Below are 14,629 nucleotides of genomic sequence, written 5' to 3' on the forward strand. Positions count from 1 at the left end.
CGGACAAGGCACGCCTTGTCCCTACAAACACCATCTTCTTTTCTTAAACTGCACAATTGCGTCCCTGCGAAAACCAATTTGGTTTTACGGTCGGTGTTGGCTCGCCGCCCTGAATTTGTGTGCAGGGTCGGACGCTGCCGACTATCCGAGTAGGACGAATCGGCTACTTGATTTACGGACCTCGAAATCGGTTTCAGAGAGATTGGCGACCCCGTCTTTCCCCTCAAAAGCGGTGCATGCGCAGCCATCCATGCGATTGGCCTAATCTGAAGTCGAGTAAAAACTAGCCGCTAGTCGAGTTGACGCTCCCCTCAAACTCGCATACCCTATATTAAACGCTACTATAAGGGATGAAATAATGTCGCAGAGAACTCAATTGCACATCCTCAACACCGAAGATGCGCGTCAGATTGCCCGTTTCTTTCAGGTTCTGTCCGACCCCACGCGCGTGCGCCTCGTCAAAGCGCTGGCGGATGGCGAGTGGTGTGTATCTGAACTCACGCATGCGCTCGGCATGGATCAGCCGGCCGTCTCCCATCAGCTCAAGTACCTGCGTGAACAGGGTCTGGTCGCGTGGAAGAAGACCGGGCGGCACGTCTATTACACGCTCTCGGATACGCACCTGCGCGATATTCTGATCAGCAGCAAGGCGCACCTGGACAGCCCTAAGGCTTAATTTTCTGCGGTGGCGGGTTCGTCCGGCGTAACAGTCGCAGCCCCGGTCGGGTGACCGCGGCATGTTCTGGCGAGGCGACGTGCTCCTCAATGTGCGGAAGCGTCACGGTAAAGGTGGTTCCGACGCCGACTTCGCTCGTCACCGTTATTTTTCCCCCATGCGCGTCCACAATCCAGCGGGCAATCGATAACCCTAAGCCCGCCCCTTCGCCTTTGCGCACGCGTGACGGTTCTGCCTGATAGAAGCGGTCGAAGATGCGCTTCAGATCTTCCGGCGCAATGCCGATGCCGTTATCGGCGACTTCCAGCACGGCCTCTGTTTCCGTTTTGCTCAAATTGAGGATGATCTGCCCGCCGTCCGGCGTGAACTTGATCGCATTGCTCGTCAGGTTGAGCAGGAGCTGCTTGAGGCGATCCGGGTCGCCGCTCACGCGCACTGGCTCAAAGTTCAGCACCGTGATTTTGAGGTCGCGGTTGCTGGCGAGCGCGCGCGCTTCGCGCAGCGTTTCCCCAACGATCACGTCGAGGTCGACCGGCTCGGCATTGAGCGTCAGCCCGCCGTAGTCGGCTTTGGCCAACAAGAGCAAATCGCTGACGAGGCGGGACATGCGTTCGACTTCGCTCTCAATCGCATCCAGCGAGTCTTTGTCCATGCCGTAGCGCTTGATCAAGTCGACGTGACCGCGAATTGCGGTGAGCGGCGTGCGTAGTTCGTGTGACACATCCGCGACGAAGCGCTGCTGGACGCTGAACAGATGCTCCAGCCGTTCCATCACGCCGTTGAACACCTGCACCAGCCGTCCGATTTCGTCTTCCGGCCCGGTCCAGTCGAGGCGCGTTTTGAGGTCATCGGCGGCGGTGATTTTGGCCGCGGCGCGCGTCACCGAGTCAATCGGCTTGAGCGCGCGTTCCGCCAGCAGCAGGCTGATGCCAATCGACCCGAAGACGGCCAGCGTCATGCTGCCGATGAGGATCGCCAGCAGCCCCTTAGTCGCGAGGTTGACCGCATCAAAGGCGGTCGCCGCCTGTAGGACGAGCGGTCGCCCCCACACATTAATGGGCCGGGTGAGCACTCGCCACGTTCCGGTCTCCACCGTCACATAGCTGTAGAGGTTCGTCACCACCCCCGAATCCGAGCGTTGATACAGCGCCGGATCGGGGTTGATCATGCTAGAGTCAATCGGTTGGGTGTAATCGTCGAGGTTGGACGAGGCGCGCAGCAGCCGCGGCTCCGCCTCGCTCATATCCCACACCTGCACCACCACGCCCGAGGCGCGGAAGACATCAAGCTGTGGGAAAAAGACCACGATCCGTGCCGGGCTGCCAAATTCGCGGACAAGCTCTGCTGAACTGTTCTTCAGTACCTGATCGACGGTTTCAGTGAGCGTCGTATCGACGCTGGTGACCAGCGTCCAGCGCGAGACGAAGAACACGCTCACGCCAAAGACGATAATGATCGCCGCGAGGAGGACGGAATACCACAGGATGAGCTTGCTGCGAATGGTCATGACGCATTATTCTTCTTCGCGCAGCACGTACCCGACGCCGCGCACGGTATGCACGAGGCGGGGTTCGCCGTTTTGCTCCGTTTTCTGGCGCAAATAGCGCACGTACACTTCGATGATGTTGCTTTCACCGCCGAAGTCGTAGCCCCACACCCGGTCGAAGATCACGTCACGGGTGAGTACCTGTCGCGGATTGCGCATGAACAATTCCAGCAGTTCGTATTCCTTCGCCGTCAGGTCGATCGGACGTTCGCCGCGGTAGGCGCGGTGCGTGCCCGTGTCGAGCGTTAGGTCGGCAAAGCGCAGAATCTCCGGGCGGGAGGTCGGCGTTGAGCGGCGAAACAACGCGCGCACGCGGGCCATCAGCTCGTCGACCGAGAACGGCTTGACCAGATAGTCATCTGCGCCCGCGTCCAAACCCTGCACGCGATCTTTGATGTCATCTTTCGCCGTGAGCATGAGAATCGGAACGTCGCTCGCGGCGCGCAGCCGCTTGCAGACTTCCAAACCATCTAAACCGGGGAGCATCCAATCGAGAATGACGAGATCAGGCGGGTTATCACGCGCAATCGCCAGCCCATTTTGACCTTCCCGTGCCACACTGACACGGTAGCCTTCGTAAATCAAGGCGCGTTCGACAAACTGGGCGATCCGTGCTTCATCTTCGATCAGTAGTATCCGTTCACCTGCCATTCCATTTTCCTATGTGTCGATTGTCGCCATACTGTCTAGTATAGCTAAGAATTATGAGTTTCTGAGATGAAGATCAGCGAAAACACACACTTATCACCAATCATTAAGCCTACACATCCGCGCTGCCATCCCCGTCGAAATCGAGCATATCGCTGCCGAGTTCGTCGTCTTCGTCCCGGCGGCGGTCACTGGGCGGTCGTTTGGCTCCCGGCGCGCGGTGACCGAAACGCGGCGTCGGCGTGGCGGGCGGGAGCGGATGCGCCGCCTGCGCGGAGGCGCCGGGCGGGACAAATGTGGGCGGCGGCGTGTGATACGAGTCGGCGGGCTGAATATCATTGGCGACATATGGCGCATTCTGCGGCGTGATCGGCGGTGGTGTGGGCGCGACCGTTTGCTTCTCGATCACCTGCTGGGCGAGCGCCGCGTTGAAATCGTGCTGCTGCGCGATCGAGCGCAAATCGGCGTGCCCCTTTGGAGCGTAACGGCGTTCGTCTTCCGGGTCCGACTCGGAAAATTGTTCGCGCAGCGAGAGCAGTAAGGGGATGATGCCGCGTCCCGTGATGCGCATGAAGAGCGCCGCGATGAAGATCACGATCAACAGGCACAGGAAGGCCAGCACTACCAAGGCCAGCACAACAATCAGGTTATTGTCGAACGTCATACCCCGCCTTTCCCATTACCTCTATCCATCTCATTTTAACCCCGGGGTCAAGATCAGCAACGGACCAGCCAGTCCATGATGTGCTAATCCCCTCTCTATGACGGTTCGGGCGGGCAGTCTGCCAGATTCAGACACATTTACCAACCGGGACGGGACACGGCGCCGGGGCGTAATCCTCACAACGCGCAGTCGTATCCGGCGCAAGCGGAGGCGAGGCGGACGTTTTCGTACACAATGTATGAGACGTCATAGTCATTTTGATGACTCTTGGCGTGTTCAGCCAGGCGAATGTGCTAGATAATGGTTAGGCTTACTTCTGACAGGATCGATTATGCGAAGCTTCATTTCTCAGAGCGTCCAGAATATGAAACCCTCCGGCATTCGCCGGTACTTTGACATCGCGGCGACGATGGAAAATGTGATCACCTTGGGCATCGGTGAACCGAATTTCACCACCCCCGATCACATCATGCGCGCAGGCATCGATTCGCTGATGGCCGGGAAAACGGCTTACACGTCGAATTCCGGCACAATTGAACTGCGGCGCGGGATTGCGGCGCATATCGAACGGCGCTACGGCGTGCACTACTCGCCCGACGATCAAGTGCTGGTGACGGTTGGCGTGAGCGAGGCGCTGTGGCTGGCGCTCAAAGCCATCCTCGACCCCGGTGATGAAGTGCTCGTCGTGCAGCCCTGCTTTGTCGCGAATGCGGCCGCTGTCGAAATGGCGGGCGGCGTCCCGGTGATCGTCAATGCCCTGATCGAAGACGAGTTTCAGGTGACGGGCGCGCAGCTCGAAGCTGCCGTGACCCCGCGAACTAAAGCGATCCTCATCAGCTACCCGAACAACCCGACCGGCGCGATCCTCGACCGCGAGCATATGCTGCAAGTCGCCGCCGTCGCCGAAAAACATGACCTGATGGTCATCTCCGACGAGATTTACGAGCGGCTGGTGTACGGTTTCGAACACATCTGCTTTGCCGCGCTGCCCAATATGTACGAACGCACGATCCTGTTGAGCGGGATGAGCAAATCGTATGCGATGACGGGCTGGCGCATCGGCTATGCGACGTCCACCGCGCCCATCATGGATGCCATGCGCAAGCTGCACCAGTACCTGATCATGTCCGCGCCGACCATCGGTCAGCACGCCGCACTGCAAGCGCTGGTCTCCGGCGAGGACGATGTCGAAGCGATGCGGCAGGAGTACGACCGCCGCCGCCGTTTGATTGTCGGCGGGTTCAACGACCTTGGCCTGACCTGCTTTGAACCGCGTGGCGCGTTCTACGCCTTCCCCAACATCGAAGCGACGGGCATGCAGGATGAAGAATTCTGCGAACGCCTGCTGATGGAAGAACAGGTCGCGGTTGTACCGGGCAGCGCCTTCGGCGAGAGCGGTCGCGGGTTTGTCCGCGCCAGCTACACCAATTCCTATGAGAACATCGAAGAAGCGCTCAACCGCATGGAACGCTTCATGCGGCATCATGGCTGAATCGACGGCCACTGCTTGAATCTGTATCGACGACCGGGCGCACATGCTGCGCCCGGTTGGTTTTCTGACCCCGATTCGCCTAATAACCAATCTCACCACAATCTCGTACGAATTACACATTTTTAATAAATTGATATTGTGCCAGCGGAACCTTCGTGTTAACTTGATGAGAAGTACACGGGGGATAGCCGATGCTCGAGTCGCTTTCGATATTGGTCGCCGATGAGGATCGCAGACAACGCCTGTCTTTTGCGGCGATTCTCGACCAATATCGCATTGCCTCGGTCGGCAGTCTTGAAGAATGCCTCGCTCTCTTCCCCCATGCCGATCTCCTCATCCTGAGCCAAAGCCTGCGCGACTGGGAAGTGATTGTTCAGCAGGTGGGCGCCAGGGTGCCGATTCTGCTCATCGTCACCAATGATGAACACAGCATCCGGCAGGCGCTGCGCGTCGGCGTAACCGACATGATCACCATGCCGGTGTCGGATCTGCTGCTCCGCCATCGCGTCGAACTGCTGCTGACGCACTTCAGTGCCCTACGGCGCAGCGATGAATACGAGAAGCGCTGGCTGCAAACCTTCGAAACCAACCGCGCGATCAAGCTGCTGATTGATCCCACCGATGGACGCATCGTCGATGCCAACAGCGCGGCGGGGCAGTTTTATGGCTACACCCGCGAGCAGCTCCGCCAGATGACCATCGCCGACCTGGACTCGCCGATTCCGGGCGATACCGTCGGCAGCACGCGCAACTGGACGCTGTTCAATTTCCGCCATCGCAATCATTCCGGCGAAATCCGGCACGTCAAAATCTTCTCCAGTCCGCTCGAATATGAGGGGCGGACACTGATGTATATGATCCTGTTCGACATCACCAAGCGGCGCAAAGCAGAAGCGGCGGAACACGATCAGCGCATTCTGGCGGAAGCCTTGCGCAATACGGCGGCAGTGCTCTCCAGCACGCTCGAACTCGACGAGGTGATGGATCGCATTTTGCAGGAAGTGCAGCTCGTCGTCCCGCATGAGCGCAGCAGTATCATGCTGATCGAAGGCTCGATGGCGCGGGTGGTGCGCTCGTGGGCGGCTGAGAGCGTGCCGCTCGACCAAACGCATCGCAATATCGTGTTCTCTGTGCGTCACACGCCCACGCTGCAATGGATGATCGTGAATCGCAACCCGCTGATCATCCCCGATGTCGATGCGTATCCGGATTGGCATCATGTGGGCGATGAACATCGCCGCTGGACGAAGGCCTATCTGGGCGCGCCCATTCGCGTGGGGCGCTACGTAATCGGTTTCCTGAACCTCGACAGTCATTCGCTGAATCGCTTCAATCGCGTTGATGCCGAACGCCTGCAATCCTTCGCGGATCAGGCGGCCATCGCTATTCGCAATGCCCGCCTCTACGATCAGGTGCGCGTGCAGGCCGTGGAGCTGGAACGGCGCATCATCGAACGCACCGCCGAACTCGAACATGAGCGCCGCCAACTGCGCACGATCATCGAAGGCATGAGCGAAGGCGTCATGTATACCGAGTACACTGCGCAGGGATTTGAAACGCACTATGTCAACGGCGCGCTGGAACGACTGACCGGGTACACCGCCGAAGAATGGAAGCTGCTCTCGGTGCAGTTGTTCAAACCGCAGCGGGTGGGCGAACATCTCTTTGAGGAACGCATGGCGGAAGCCATGTATGTGCTGCGCCGCACCGGGCGCTGGGCGCTGGACTACAACTTCACGCGCAAAGATGGCACGCAGTTTGCCGCGCAGCTCTCGGTGACGCTCGTCGGCGGGGACAATGGCCGGAATACCGGGGCAGTCTGTGTGATGCGCGACGTGAGCGAAGAAAAAGCGCTGGCGCAGCAAAAAGCCCGCTTTGTCGCCCATGCCTCGCATGAGCTGCGCACGCCCATCGCCAACCTCAAGACGCGTGTGTACCTCGCCAAACGCCAACCTGAACGCCTGCACGAGCATCTGCGTGTGCTCGAAGAGGTTAGCGGACGCATGCAGCGCTTGGTCGAAGACCTGCTGGATGTGAGCCGCTTCGAACGCGGCATGATTCGGCTGCAGGTCGGGCAGGTGGAAGTGCAGCGCCTGCTGCGCAATGTCGTCACTGTGCAGATGCCGGAAGCCGAGCAGAAGAATCTGCGCCTCGCCGTCGAACTGCCCGAGGAACCGCTGATCGTCAGCGCCGATCTCGAACGGGTGACGCAGGTGATCACGAATCTGGTGACGAACGCGCTCAACTACACGCCGCCCGGCGGCGCGGTGACCTTACGCGCCCAACCGATTTATGATCCGGCGGGCACGTTGTGCTGCGCCCGCATCGAAGTGGAAGACACAGGCATCGGGATTGCTGAGGACAACCTGCCGCACATTTTCGAGCCATTCTTCCGCGTGACCAGTCAGGTGATTGGCACAGGCTTAGGGTTAAGCATCGCCAAAGAGATTGTCGAGCTGCACGGCGGCAAAATCAGCGTGCAGAGCGCGCCGGGCACAGGCAGTCGCTTCAGCTTCTGGCTGCCGCTCAGCGAGCAAATGCTGCTCCCGGCGTTCATCATGGGGGACGAGTAAACGCTCAATTCGCTCACTCCTTTAAAATCTTATGTAGGGACGCGCTTCTGCGCGTCCGCTTCGACGGCTGACCATACAAATGCAAATATCCGTCTGATGGAGCCCTAATTGACTTACACGCCCATGCAGTTAGCCGAAGCGTATTTGGAAACGGGCGAGTTGAATCTCGCTCTGGCGGCGCTCGACGAGCATCTGACCGCCTTCCCGCAGGATGACAGCGCGCGCCGTCTGCGGGTGCAGGTGCTGCGTGATTTCCCTGAAGGCATCGCCACCGCGCTGGCGGATCTCGATGCGCTGGCCGAGCCCAACGCCAGCGATTACGGCGTGCGCGGATCGATTTTGCTCGGTCAAGGTGCTGTACTCGGCGCGGCGGCGGCTTACGAACGCGCGTGGACGCTCAGCCCGGTGGGCTATGCCGAGTTCTACTTCCGGGTGTTGAAAGACCTCGGTCAGTATGAGCGCGCGCTCGTCGTGTTGGACTCACTGCCACAGGCATGGCACTGGCATCAGGCGCACGGCGAAGTCGATGCGCTGCGCGGCGATCTGCCGAGTGCGCTGGCGCATTTCACGCAGGCCGCCGATCAGCTCGCCGCGTTAATCGCCGTGGCGAAAGACAAGCGCTTGCTGGTCGCCATGCAGGCCAATCTGCTCCTCAAACGCGCGGATGCCTACCGCCGCTCCGGTCGCTACGCTGAAGCAGACGCCGATTATCAAGCGGCTGAAGCCGCGGAACCGGGCGACGCCGCGATCCCGTTCAATCGCGGCTTAGTGCGCTTCGAACAGGGCGATCTCGACGGGGCGATCAGCCTATGCCGCGCTGGTTGGTCACGCGCCAACGCCGATATGCGCGCTGCCATGCGCGCCGAACTCACCGCCGATGCGCGGTATCAGCCGATTCTCGCAGCCCTTGCTTCGTAGCACCTGACTGCCGCATTTGCACACATTGAACATCTGTGCTATTTTCTGCGGAAAATTAGCCGATGTTGCAGGAGTCCACGATGCGCAAATTGATTGTCATTTCCCACCTGTCCCTTGATGGTGTCATCCAATCGATGGGGCGCGCCGACGAAGACCCGAGCGGCGGTTTTGCGTACGGCGGGTGGATCGGGGCGTATACCGACGAGCTGGTGGGGAGCGTCGTCCAGCGTGAGATGAAGCTGCCGTTTGATCTGTTGATCGGGCGCAAAACCTTTGACATTTGGGCACCATACTGGCCGTACCATGCGGATATCTGGCCGGGGGTCAATACGGCGACCAAGTACGTTGCGTCGAATACGCTTACGGCGCACGAGTGGCAGCCGACCGTGTTTTTGAGCGGAGACATCGGGGCAAAAGTCAGCCAGATCAAACAGCAGCCGGGGCCGGATTTGCATGTTTATGGCAGCGGTAACCTCGTTCAGACGCTCATGCAGCAGGATCTGGTCGATGCCTTCTGGCTGAAGATCTATCCACTGACGCTGGGGAAGGGTAAGCGGCTGTTTGCCGATGGCTCGATCCCGCTGGCGTTCAAGGTGACGGAAAGTCAAGTCACCCCGAAGGGGGTCATTCTCGTGAATTACGAGCGGGACGGCGCACTTACCCCCGGGGCGCTTGTGGAAACGAATCGTCGGAAGTTTTAACAAAGAGCGCTAAGGGACGCCAAGGAGCGTCCGCCGGAATCACGAACGGACGCGCCGTTCGCGTCCCTCAAAGGGCGATTTTGTTAAGGATGCGGTTAATTGCATCCCGCCCAAAAAGGGTTACGCTACGCACTGCTACCGGCTTGCCTCGCTCGCACACGGGATGGAAGCCGACAGCATCGCAATATCTAATCGCTAAAGGCTAATCGCCAATCGCTAAAAGCTAACGGCTAACCGCCGACTTGTGTTAGAATCAGCAGCCGAAGCGAAACTCCAAACAGGACGATGATTCATGAGCGATTGGAAGCCGATCATCGGCTTGGAAATCCATGCCGAACTCCTCACCCAGAGCAAAATGTTCAGCGCGTGCCCCGTCGTAGACAGCGTGACCGCGCCGCCGAATACCGCCGTTGATCCCGTGTCGCTCGGTTTGCCGGGGACGCTCCCCGTCATCAACCAGGAAGCCGTCGAAATGGCGATGATGGTCGGGCTGGCGCTCAACTGCGAAATCCCCGCGATCAACCAGTTCGCGCGCAAGAGCTACTTCTATCCCGATCTCCCCAAAGGCTACCAGATCAGCCAGTATGACCGCCCGCTCTCCGTGCGCGGCACGCTGGACATTGATCTCAGCGATGGCACGACGGCGACCATCCGTGTGCGCCGCGCCCACCTTGAAGAAGACACCGGCAAATCGGTGCATGTCGATGGCTACAGCCTGATCGACTACAACCGCGCGGGTGTGCCGCTGCTGGAAATCGTCACCGAGCCGGATATTCACAGCGCGGAAGCTGCCGAAGTCTTCGCCCGCAAGCTGCGCGCGATTCTGCAGTATCTCGGCGTGAACGACGGCGATATGTCGAAGGGCGTGATGCGCGTCGAGCCGAACATCAGCGTGATGCACAAAGATGACACGGGCTACCGCACGCGCACCGAGGTCAAGAACCTGAACAGCATCCGCAGTCTGTTCCGCTCAATTGAGTACGAAGTCGCCCGCCAGATCAAAGCGTGGGAGTCGGGCGAGGGCGTGCGGCAGGCGACGATGGGCTGGGACGAAGCGAAGCAGCGCACGGTCGTGCAGCGCTACAAAGAGAGCGCCGATGAATATCGCTATTTCCCCGAACCCGACCTGCCCGTCGTGGAAGTCAGCCGTGAATGGGTGGAGCGGGTGCGCGCGCGCCTGCCAGAACTGCCGGATGCCAAGCGTGACCGCTTCATCAACAGCTTTGGCCTCAGCCGCTACGACGCCTCCGTCCTGACCGCGGAGAAAGCGGTCGCGACCTACTACGAAGGCGTGATCGCGGACGGCGCGAATCCTAAATCCGCTTCGAACTGGATCACGGGCAACCTGTTCGGTCTGCTCAACCGCGACGGCATCGAGCGCGAAAGCGCCGCCGAGAAGGTCGCGCCGGAGAAGCTGGGCGCGCTCGTTAAGATGGTCGATGACGGCACGATCAACAAGGCGACTGGCGTCACCGTGCTCAACGATATGTGGGAGACGGGCGGATCGCCGGAAGACATCGTCAAGGCGAAGGGCTTAGGACAGATTTCCGACACGGGCGCGATTGAAGCGGCGCTGGCCAAGGTGTTGGCCGAAAACGCGCGGCTGGTAGAGGACTATATCGCGGGCAAGGACAAGGTGTTCGGCCCGCTGATGGGCAAAATCATGGCGGAACTGGGCGGACGCGGGAACCCGGCGCTCGTCAAAGAGACGCTCACGCGCGAACTCAACGCGCGGCGGGGGGTAGGTTGTTAGCCCCTCTCCCTTGGGAGGGGGTTGGGGTGAGGTGTGGACCGTATTGTTAGACGGACGTGCAGGGCGCGTCCCGACAAGGGCTGAGGTTTATGGGTAAATTTCGGACTCTGATCGCAATGATCATGTTACTGGCAGCCGTGCCCGTGTTCGCGCAGGACGAACCGACGCCGGAACCGGCCGCCGTCGTCTTCCCCGGCATCTTCGATCAAGCGGTGGCGCTGTTCGACGCGCAGGATTATGAGCAGGCCATTCTGCGCTTCAGCCTGTTCTCGCTGTTCAACCCAACGGCGGGTGAGAGCTACTACGCCACCGCGTTGAGTCACCTCAATCTGGGCGATGCGGAGGCCGCGCTGGCTGAATTCGACCTCGCGCTGAGCATCGACGACCTGCCGCCCGATCTCGAAGCAGACATTTATCGCGTGCGCGCGGGCATTTACGGGCAGCAGGAGCGCCTCGACGAGGCGGTGAGCGACTACACGGCTGCGCTCGATCTCATCCCGGACGCGCAAACCTACTTCCGCCGCGCCCTGAGCTACGCCGCGCTCGAACAGCTCGATAATGCGCTGGCCGATTTCAATGCGGCACTGGAACTGGATGGGCAGAACCCGGTGCTGTATGTGTATCGCGGCTACATCTACGCGACGGATGGGCAAACGCAGCTCGCCGCCGAAGATTACCTGACGTACATCAACCTGATTCAGACCGAGCGCACCGACGGCGCGGCGCTGGAATCGGGCGCGGCGGTCATGGCGCAGATCGAACCAGGCGCGGTCTTCGCGTATCCGCTTGAAGTCAAGGTGGGAACGTATTTCAGCGGGATTGCGATCTCGACGGACGAAAACACGGCCATCGACACGATCATGGTGCTGCTTGATGAGACGGGCAAGCCGCTCATTGGCGACGACGACAGTGGTAACAATGGCGCGGCGCTCGTACTCAACTACGAGATTCCGAACAGCGGCGCTTACACGCTGCTGATTGCGAATTCGACGGGCGGCGGCAGCGGCCAGATCGCGGTGCAGATGTTCCTGAGCGACGAACCGCTGACGAATTGAGGCAGGCTAACCTCACCCAAACCTCGCGCAGTGACCTGCGGGTTTGAGGGACAACAGATTTGTGTAGGGACGCGCAGCGGCGCGTCCGTCTCAGTCTTGCAGCGGACGCATGATGCAATTTAACTTATGAGTACGGAGATCCGAATGTAGGGGAGGGGTGGTGTCCCACGTACGGGCGACCACATAGGGTCGCCCCTACAGCCAATATCCGCGATCATTAGTTAAACTGCATAATTGCGTCCCTACGAAAACAAATCTGGCTTGGCATACGATGCTGGCTCCCCTCCCTGAATTCGGGGAGGGGCTGGGGGTGGGGTCGGAAAATGCTGCCTACTCAAACACCTTGATCAGCTCGACCTTGAAGATCAGCGTGGCGTTGGGGGGGATGACGCCCGCCGCGCCGCGCGGACCGTAGCCCAGTTCCGACGGGATATACAGCTCGTAGATCGAACCGGTGGGCATCAACTGCAAGCCTTCCGTCCAACCGGGGATGACCTGATTCAGGAAGAAGTTAATCGTTTCGCCGCGCTTGTACGAGCTGTCAAAGACTGACCCGTTGATCAGCCGCCCCTCGTAATGCACTTCGACTTCGCTGTTGGCGCTCTTAGGCTTCGGTCCGGTTCCCTGCGTCAGCACCTTGTATTGCAGGCCGCTCTTGGTCGTGCTCACGCCTTCTTTGGTGGCGTTCTCTTTCAGAAAGTCCTTATCCGCGGACATGTGCTCTCCTCAATCGTGATTGAATGCGCCAAGTACTATAAACGGTTTGGGCGTTAGGCGCGAAAAAACGCCGGGTTGAAGCGTGATGCGGGAGTAGGCTAGGCGCGCAGGATGAGCATGTCGACGTAGCGCGTGAGGTCGAAGAGCAGCGAGCGGCGTTCATCGGCGTTGAGCAGCCCCAGCACCGCGCGCAGTTGATCCATGAGGTCGGTCTGCACGCCGATGAAGCGCTCGCGCCCGGCGTCGGTCAGCACGACGTAAACCGAGCGGCGGTCTTCTACGTTGGTTTCGCGCAAGACCAGCGGCGGATCGAACACTTCCAGCCGCTTGACCAGTCCCGTCATAGTGGCGTTGGTCAAGCCGTGCAGTTTGGCCAGCCGACCAATGGTCAGCCGGCCATCATGTTCGATCAGCGTTTTGAGCACGTAAAACTGCGGCGTCGTCAGGCCATGCTGACCCAGCATATCCGAGAGGCGCTTCTCGCCGTCCAGCACAACCTGAAACAGCAGCGCCCAGAAGTGCAGTAAATCGCGCTCAAACGCCGGATCCACGCGCTTACCCGTGGAGGGCATCCCACACGTCAAGCTTGCCCTTGACGCGCCGGATGACTTCGTTGGTGTATTCGTCGGTGTGCGCCTGACCGCCGAGGTCAGACGTCTTCAGCCCATCGTTGATCGTCTCCATCGCCGCTTCGTAGATGGCGCGGCTGGCGCGGGCGGCGGCGTCCGTCTTGATATAGCGCAGCAGCGCCGCGCCCGCGAGGATCATCGCCAGCGGGTTGGCAACGTTCTTGCCGAACAGCGACGGCGCGGTGCCGTGCGGCGCTTCGGTCAGCACGGTCTGCACTTCGAAATCGTCGTTCATCGACAGGATGACCGATTCCGCGCCCGCGATGCTGCCGAACATTTCCAGCACGAGGTCGCTCAGGCTGTCGCCATCACGGTTGAGCGCGGGGATGACCAACGGTTCGCCCGTCGTCTTGAGCAGCAGCGCGTAAGTTGCGTCGATCAACTGGGGGTCATAGCGCACATCCGGGTAGCGGGCGGCGGCGGCATCCAGTTCTTCTTTGAAGATGCCTTCGTAGACCACGCTGACCGTGTACTTCGGCCCGCCGAAGACTTTCGCCCCGATGCGGCGTGCATAGCGGAAAGTGAATTCCGCGACCTGACGGCACACGCGGCGTGACAGCTTGCGCGTGCTGTACGAGATTTCGTCCAGACCTTCGCCTTCACGCCATTCCTTCGCGCCGTAGGCATCTTCGACGGCCATGCGCACGACCGAGATCGGCGCGTACACGCCCGCCAGCGGCCGCACCGACGGAATACGCCGCCCGGTGCGCAAAATCACCTGCCCGTTGATCAGTTCACGCAGCAGGGCGTTGGGGCTGCCGACGTCGTCGGGGTTGCCGGGGGTGATGGTCGCCGCCTTGATGCCGAGCCCCGTCTTGCGGATGGCAGCAGCAGCGTCGTGGACGACTTGATTTTTCGTAGCGCGGCGATTTTCCAGCGAGAGGTCGAAGAACTGGAAATCCAGATCAACCCGGGTCACGGCGGGGTCGAGGACGCGCAGAGCTTCGTCAAGGAGTTCCTGACCAGTCTGGTCGCCCTTCAGCACGGCAATAGTCGGTTGGCTCACGTCGATTTCCTTACTTGGAGAACAAGATGCATCATCGGCTAAGATTCCGTGTGGCGGTCGGCAGCTTGACGGGGCTCAATGACCGCCGCTGCCGCGCGCTGACCCCCGCTCCAGCTTGAGACTGAGGGCGTACCGCACTGAACCATAACTCACATTATGCAGCCATTTTACGGTACAAAGTGTGGATTGAGTAGATTGTGCACAAGGTTTTGCGCTATCATAGCGGCAAATCTAGCAGTAAGGTAAAGGAA

The 14,629-nt window shown here is 60.0% G+C and carries 12 protein-coding genes and 1 pseudogene; 7 read left to right on the forward strand and 6 right to left on the reverse strand.

Annotated elements, in window-relative coordinates; all coding sequences use genetic code 11:
* Window positions 1-358 precede the first annotated feature (358 nt).
* Window positions 359-676, forward strand: a complete 318-nt coding sequence (locus IPK17_RS12095; RefSeq protein WP_343417948.1) for an ArsR/SmtB family transcription factor — start codon at window positions 359-361, stop codon at window positions 674-676.
* Here the strand turns inward: IPK17_RS12095 and IPK17_RS12100 are convergent.
* The 3 genes from IPK17_RS12100 to IPK17_RS12110 form a co-directional block, all read right to left on the reverse strand.
* A complete protein-coding gene (locus IPK17_RS12100; RefSeq protein WP_343417949.1) occupies window positions 666-2,183 on the reverse strand; it encodes a sensor histidine kinase in 1,518 nt (505 codons plus the stop codon). The two genes, IPK17_RS12095 and IPK17_RS12100, sit on opposite strands and share 11 nt — an antisense overlap.
* 6 nt (window positions 2,184-2,189) lie before the next feature.
* On the reverse strand, window positions 2,190-2,873 hold the full coding sequence (locus IPK17_RS12105) for a response regulator transcription factor (RefSeq protein WP_343417950.1): 684 nt from the start codon (window positions 2,871-2,873) through the stop codon (window positions 2,190-2,192).
* Window positions 2,874-2,982: 109 nt separating this feature from the next.
* Entirely contained in the window at window positions 2,983-3,534 is a 552-nt protein-coding gene (locus IPK17_RS12110; protein WP_343417951.1) for a hypothetical protein, read from the reverse strand.
* A 331-nt stretch (window positions 3,535-3,865) separates the two neighbouring features.
* Between IPK17_RS12110 and IPK17_RS12115 the strand changes: the two genes are divergently transcribed.
* The 6 genes from IPK17_RS12115 to IPK17_RS12140 all read left to right on the forward strand — a co-directional run bounded on the left by IPK17_RS12115 (window position 3,866) and on the right by IPK17_RS12140 (window position 12,026).
* Entirely contained in the window at window positions 3,866-5,026 is a 1,161-nt protein-coding gene (locus tag IPK17_RS12115) for an aminotransferase class I/II-fold pyridoxal phosphate-dependent enzyme (protein WP_343417952.1), read from the forward strand.
* A gap of 191 nt (window positions 5,027-5,217) precedes the next feature.
* Window positions 5,218-7,599, forward strand: a complete 2,382-nt coding sequence (locus IPK17_RS12120) for an ATP-binding protein (RefSeq protein ID WP_343417953.1) — start codon at window positions 5,218-5,220, stop codon at window positions 7,597-7,599.
* A gap of 108 nt (window positions 7,600-7,707) precedes the next feature.
* Window positions 7,708-8,517: a tetratricopeptide repeat protein gene (locus tag IPK17_RS12125; RefSeq protein WP_343417954.1), complete on the forward strand. Its 810-nt coding sequence runs from the start codon at window positions 7,708-7,710 to the stop codon at window positions 8,515-8,517.
* 80 nt (window positions 8,518-8,597) lie between these two features.
* Window positions 8,598-9,218, forward strand: coding sequence for a dihydrofolate reductase family protein (locus IPK17_RS12130; RefSeq protein WP_343417955.1), 621 nt, complete (start codon window positions 8,598-8,600; stop codon window positions 9,216-9,218).
* Window positions 9,219-9,510: 292 nt separating this feature from the next.
* Entirely contained in the window at window positions 9,511-10,971 is a 1,461-nt protein-coding gene (gatB, locus tag IPK17_RS12135) for an Asp-tRNA(Asn)/Glu-tRNA(Gln) amidotransferase subunit GatB (protein ID WP_343417956.1), read from the forward strand.
* Between the two features lie 116 nt (window positions 10,972-11,087).
* The gene (locus IPK17_RS12140) at window positions 11,088-12,026 is read left to right on the forward strand and encodes a tetratricopeptide repeat protein (protein ID WP_343417957.1); all 939 of its coding nucleotides are present in this window, start codon (window positions 11,088-11,090) and stop codon (window positions 12,024-12,026) included.
* Between the two features lie 330 nt (window positions 12,027-12,356).
* Here IPK17_RS12140 and IPK17_RS12145 read toward each other — a convergent pair.
* From IPK17_RS12145 to IPK17_RS12155, 3 genes and pseudogenes are all read right to left on the reverse strand, one after another.
* Window positions 12,357-12,731, reverse strand: a pseudogene (locus tag IPK17_RS12145) (FKBP-type peptidyl-prolyl cis-trans isomerase); the annotation flags it as partial.
* Window positions 12,732-12,841: 110 nt separating this feature from the next.
* Window positions 12,842-13,315, reverse strand: a complete 474-nt coding sequence (locus tag IPK17_RS12150) for a MarR family winged helix-turn-helix transcriptional regulator (protein ID WP_343417958.1) — start codon at window positions 13,313-13,315, stop codon at window positions 12,842-12,844.
* Complete coding sequence (locus IPK17_RS12155; protein ID WP_343417959.1) at window positions 13,299-14,378, reverse strand: isocitrate/isopropylmalate family dehydrogenase; 1,080 nt, start codon at window positions 14,376-14,378, stop codon at window positions 13,299-13,301. The genes IPK17_RS12150 and IPK17_RS12155 overlap by 17 nt, the downstream gene beginning before the upstream one ends.
* Window positions 14,379-14,629 lie beyond the last annotated feature (251 nt).

Source organism: Candidatus Flexifilum breve (assembly GCF_016713355.1).

Bases quoted from the DNA above. Each gene is read 5' to 3' on its own strand.
- IPK17_RS12095 (WP_343417948.1), top strand. From the start codon at position 359: ATGTCGCAGAGAACTCAATTGCACATCCTCAACACCGAAGATGCGCGT.
- IPK17_RS12100 (WP_343417949.1), bottom strand. From the start codon at position 2,183: ATGACCATTCGCAGCAAGCTCATCCTGTGGTATTCCGTCCTCCTCGCG.
- IPK17_RS12105 (WP_343417950.1), bottom strand. From the start codon at position 2,873: ATGGCAGGTGAACGGATACTACTGATCGAAGATGAAGCACGGATCGCC.
- IPK17_RS12110 (WP_343417951.1), bottom strand. From the start codon at position 3,534: ATGACGTTCGACAATAACCTGATTGTTGTGCTGGCCTTGGTAGTGCTG.
- IPK17_RS12115 (WP_343417952.1), top strand. From the start codon at position 3,866: ATGCGAAGCTTCATTTCTCAGAGCGTCCAGAATATGAAACCCTCCGGC.
- IPK17_RS12120 (WP_343417953.1), top strand. From the start codon at position 5,218: ATGCTCGAGTCGCTTTCGATATTGGTCGCCGATGAGGATCGCAGACAA.
- IPK17_RS12130 (WP_343417955.1), top strand. From the start codon at position 8,598: ATGCGCAAATTGATTGTCATTTCCCACCTGTCCCTTGATGGTGTCATC.
- gatB (WP_343417956.1), top strand. From the start codon at position 9,511: ATGAGCGATTGGAAGCCGATCATCGGCTTGGAAATCCATGCCGAACTC.
- IPK17_RS12140 (WP_343417957.1), top strand. From the start codon at position 11,088: ATGATCATGTTACTGGCAGCCGTGCCCGTGTTCGCGCAGGACGAACCG.
- IPK17_RS12150 (WP_343417958.1), bottom strand. From the start codon at position 13,315: ATGCCCTCCACGGGTAAGCGCGTGGATCCGGCGTTTGAGCGCGATTTA.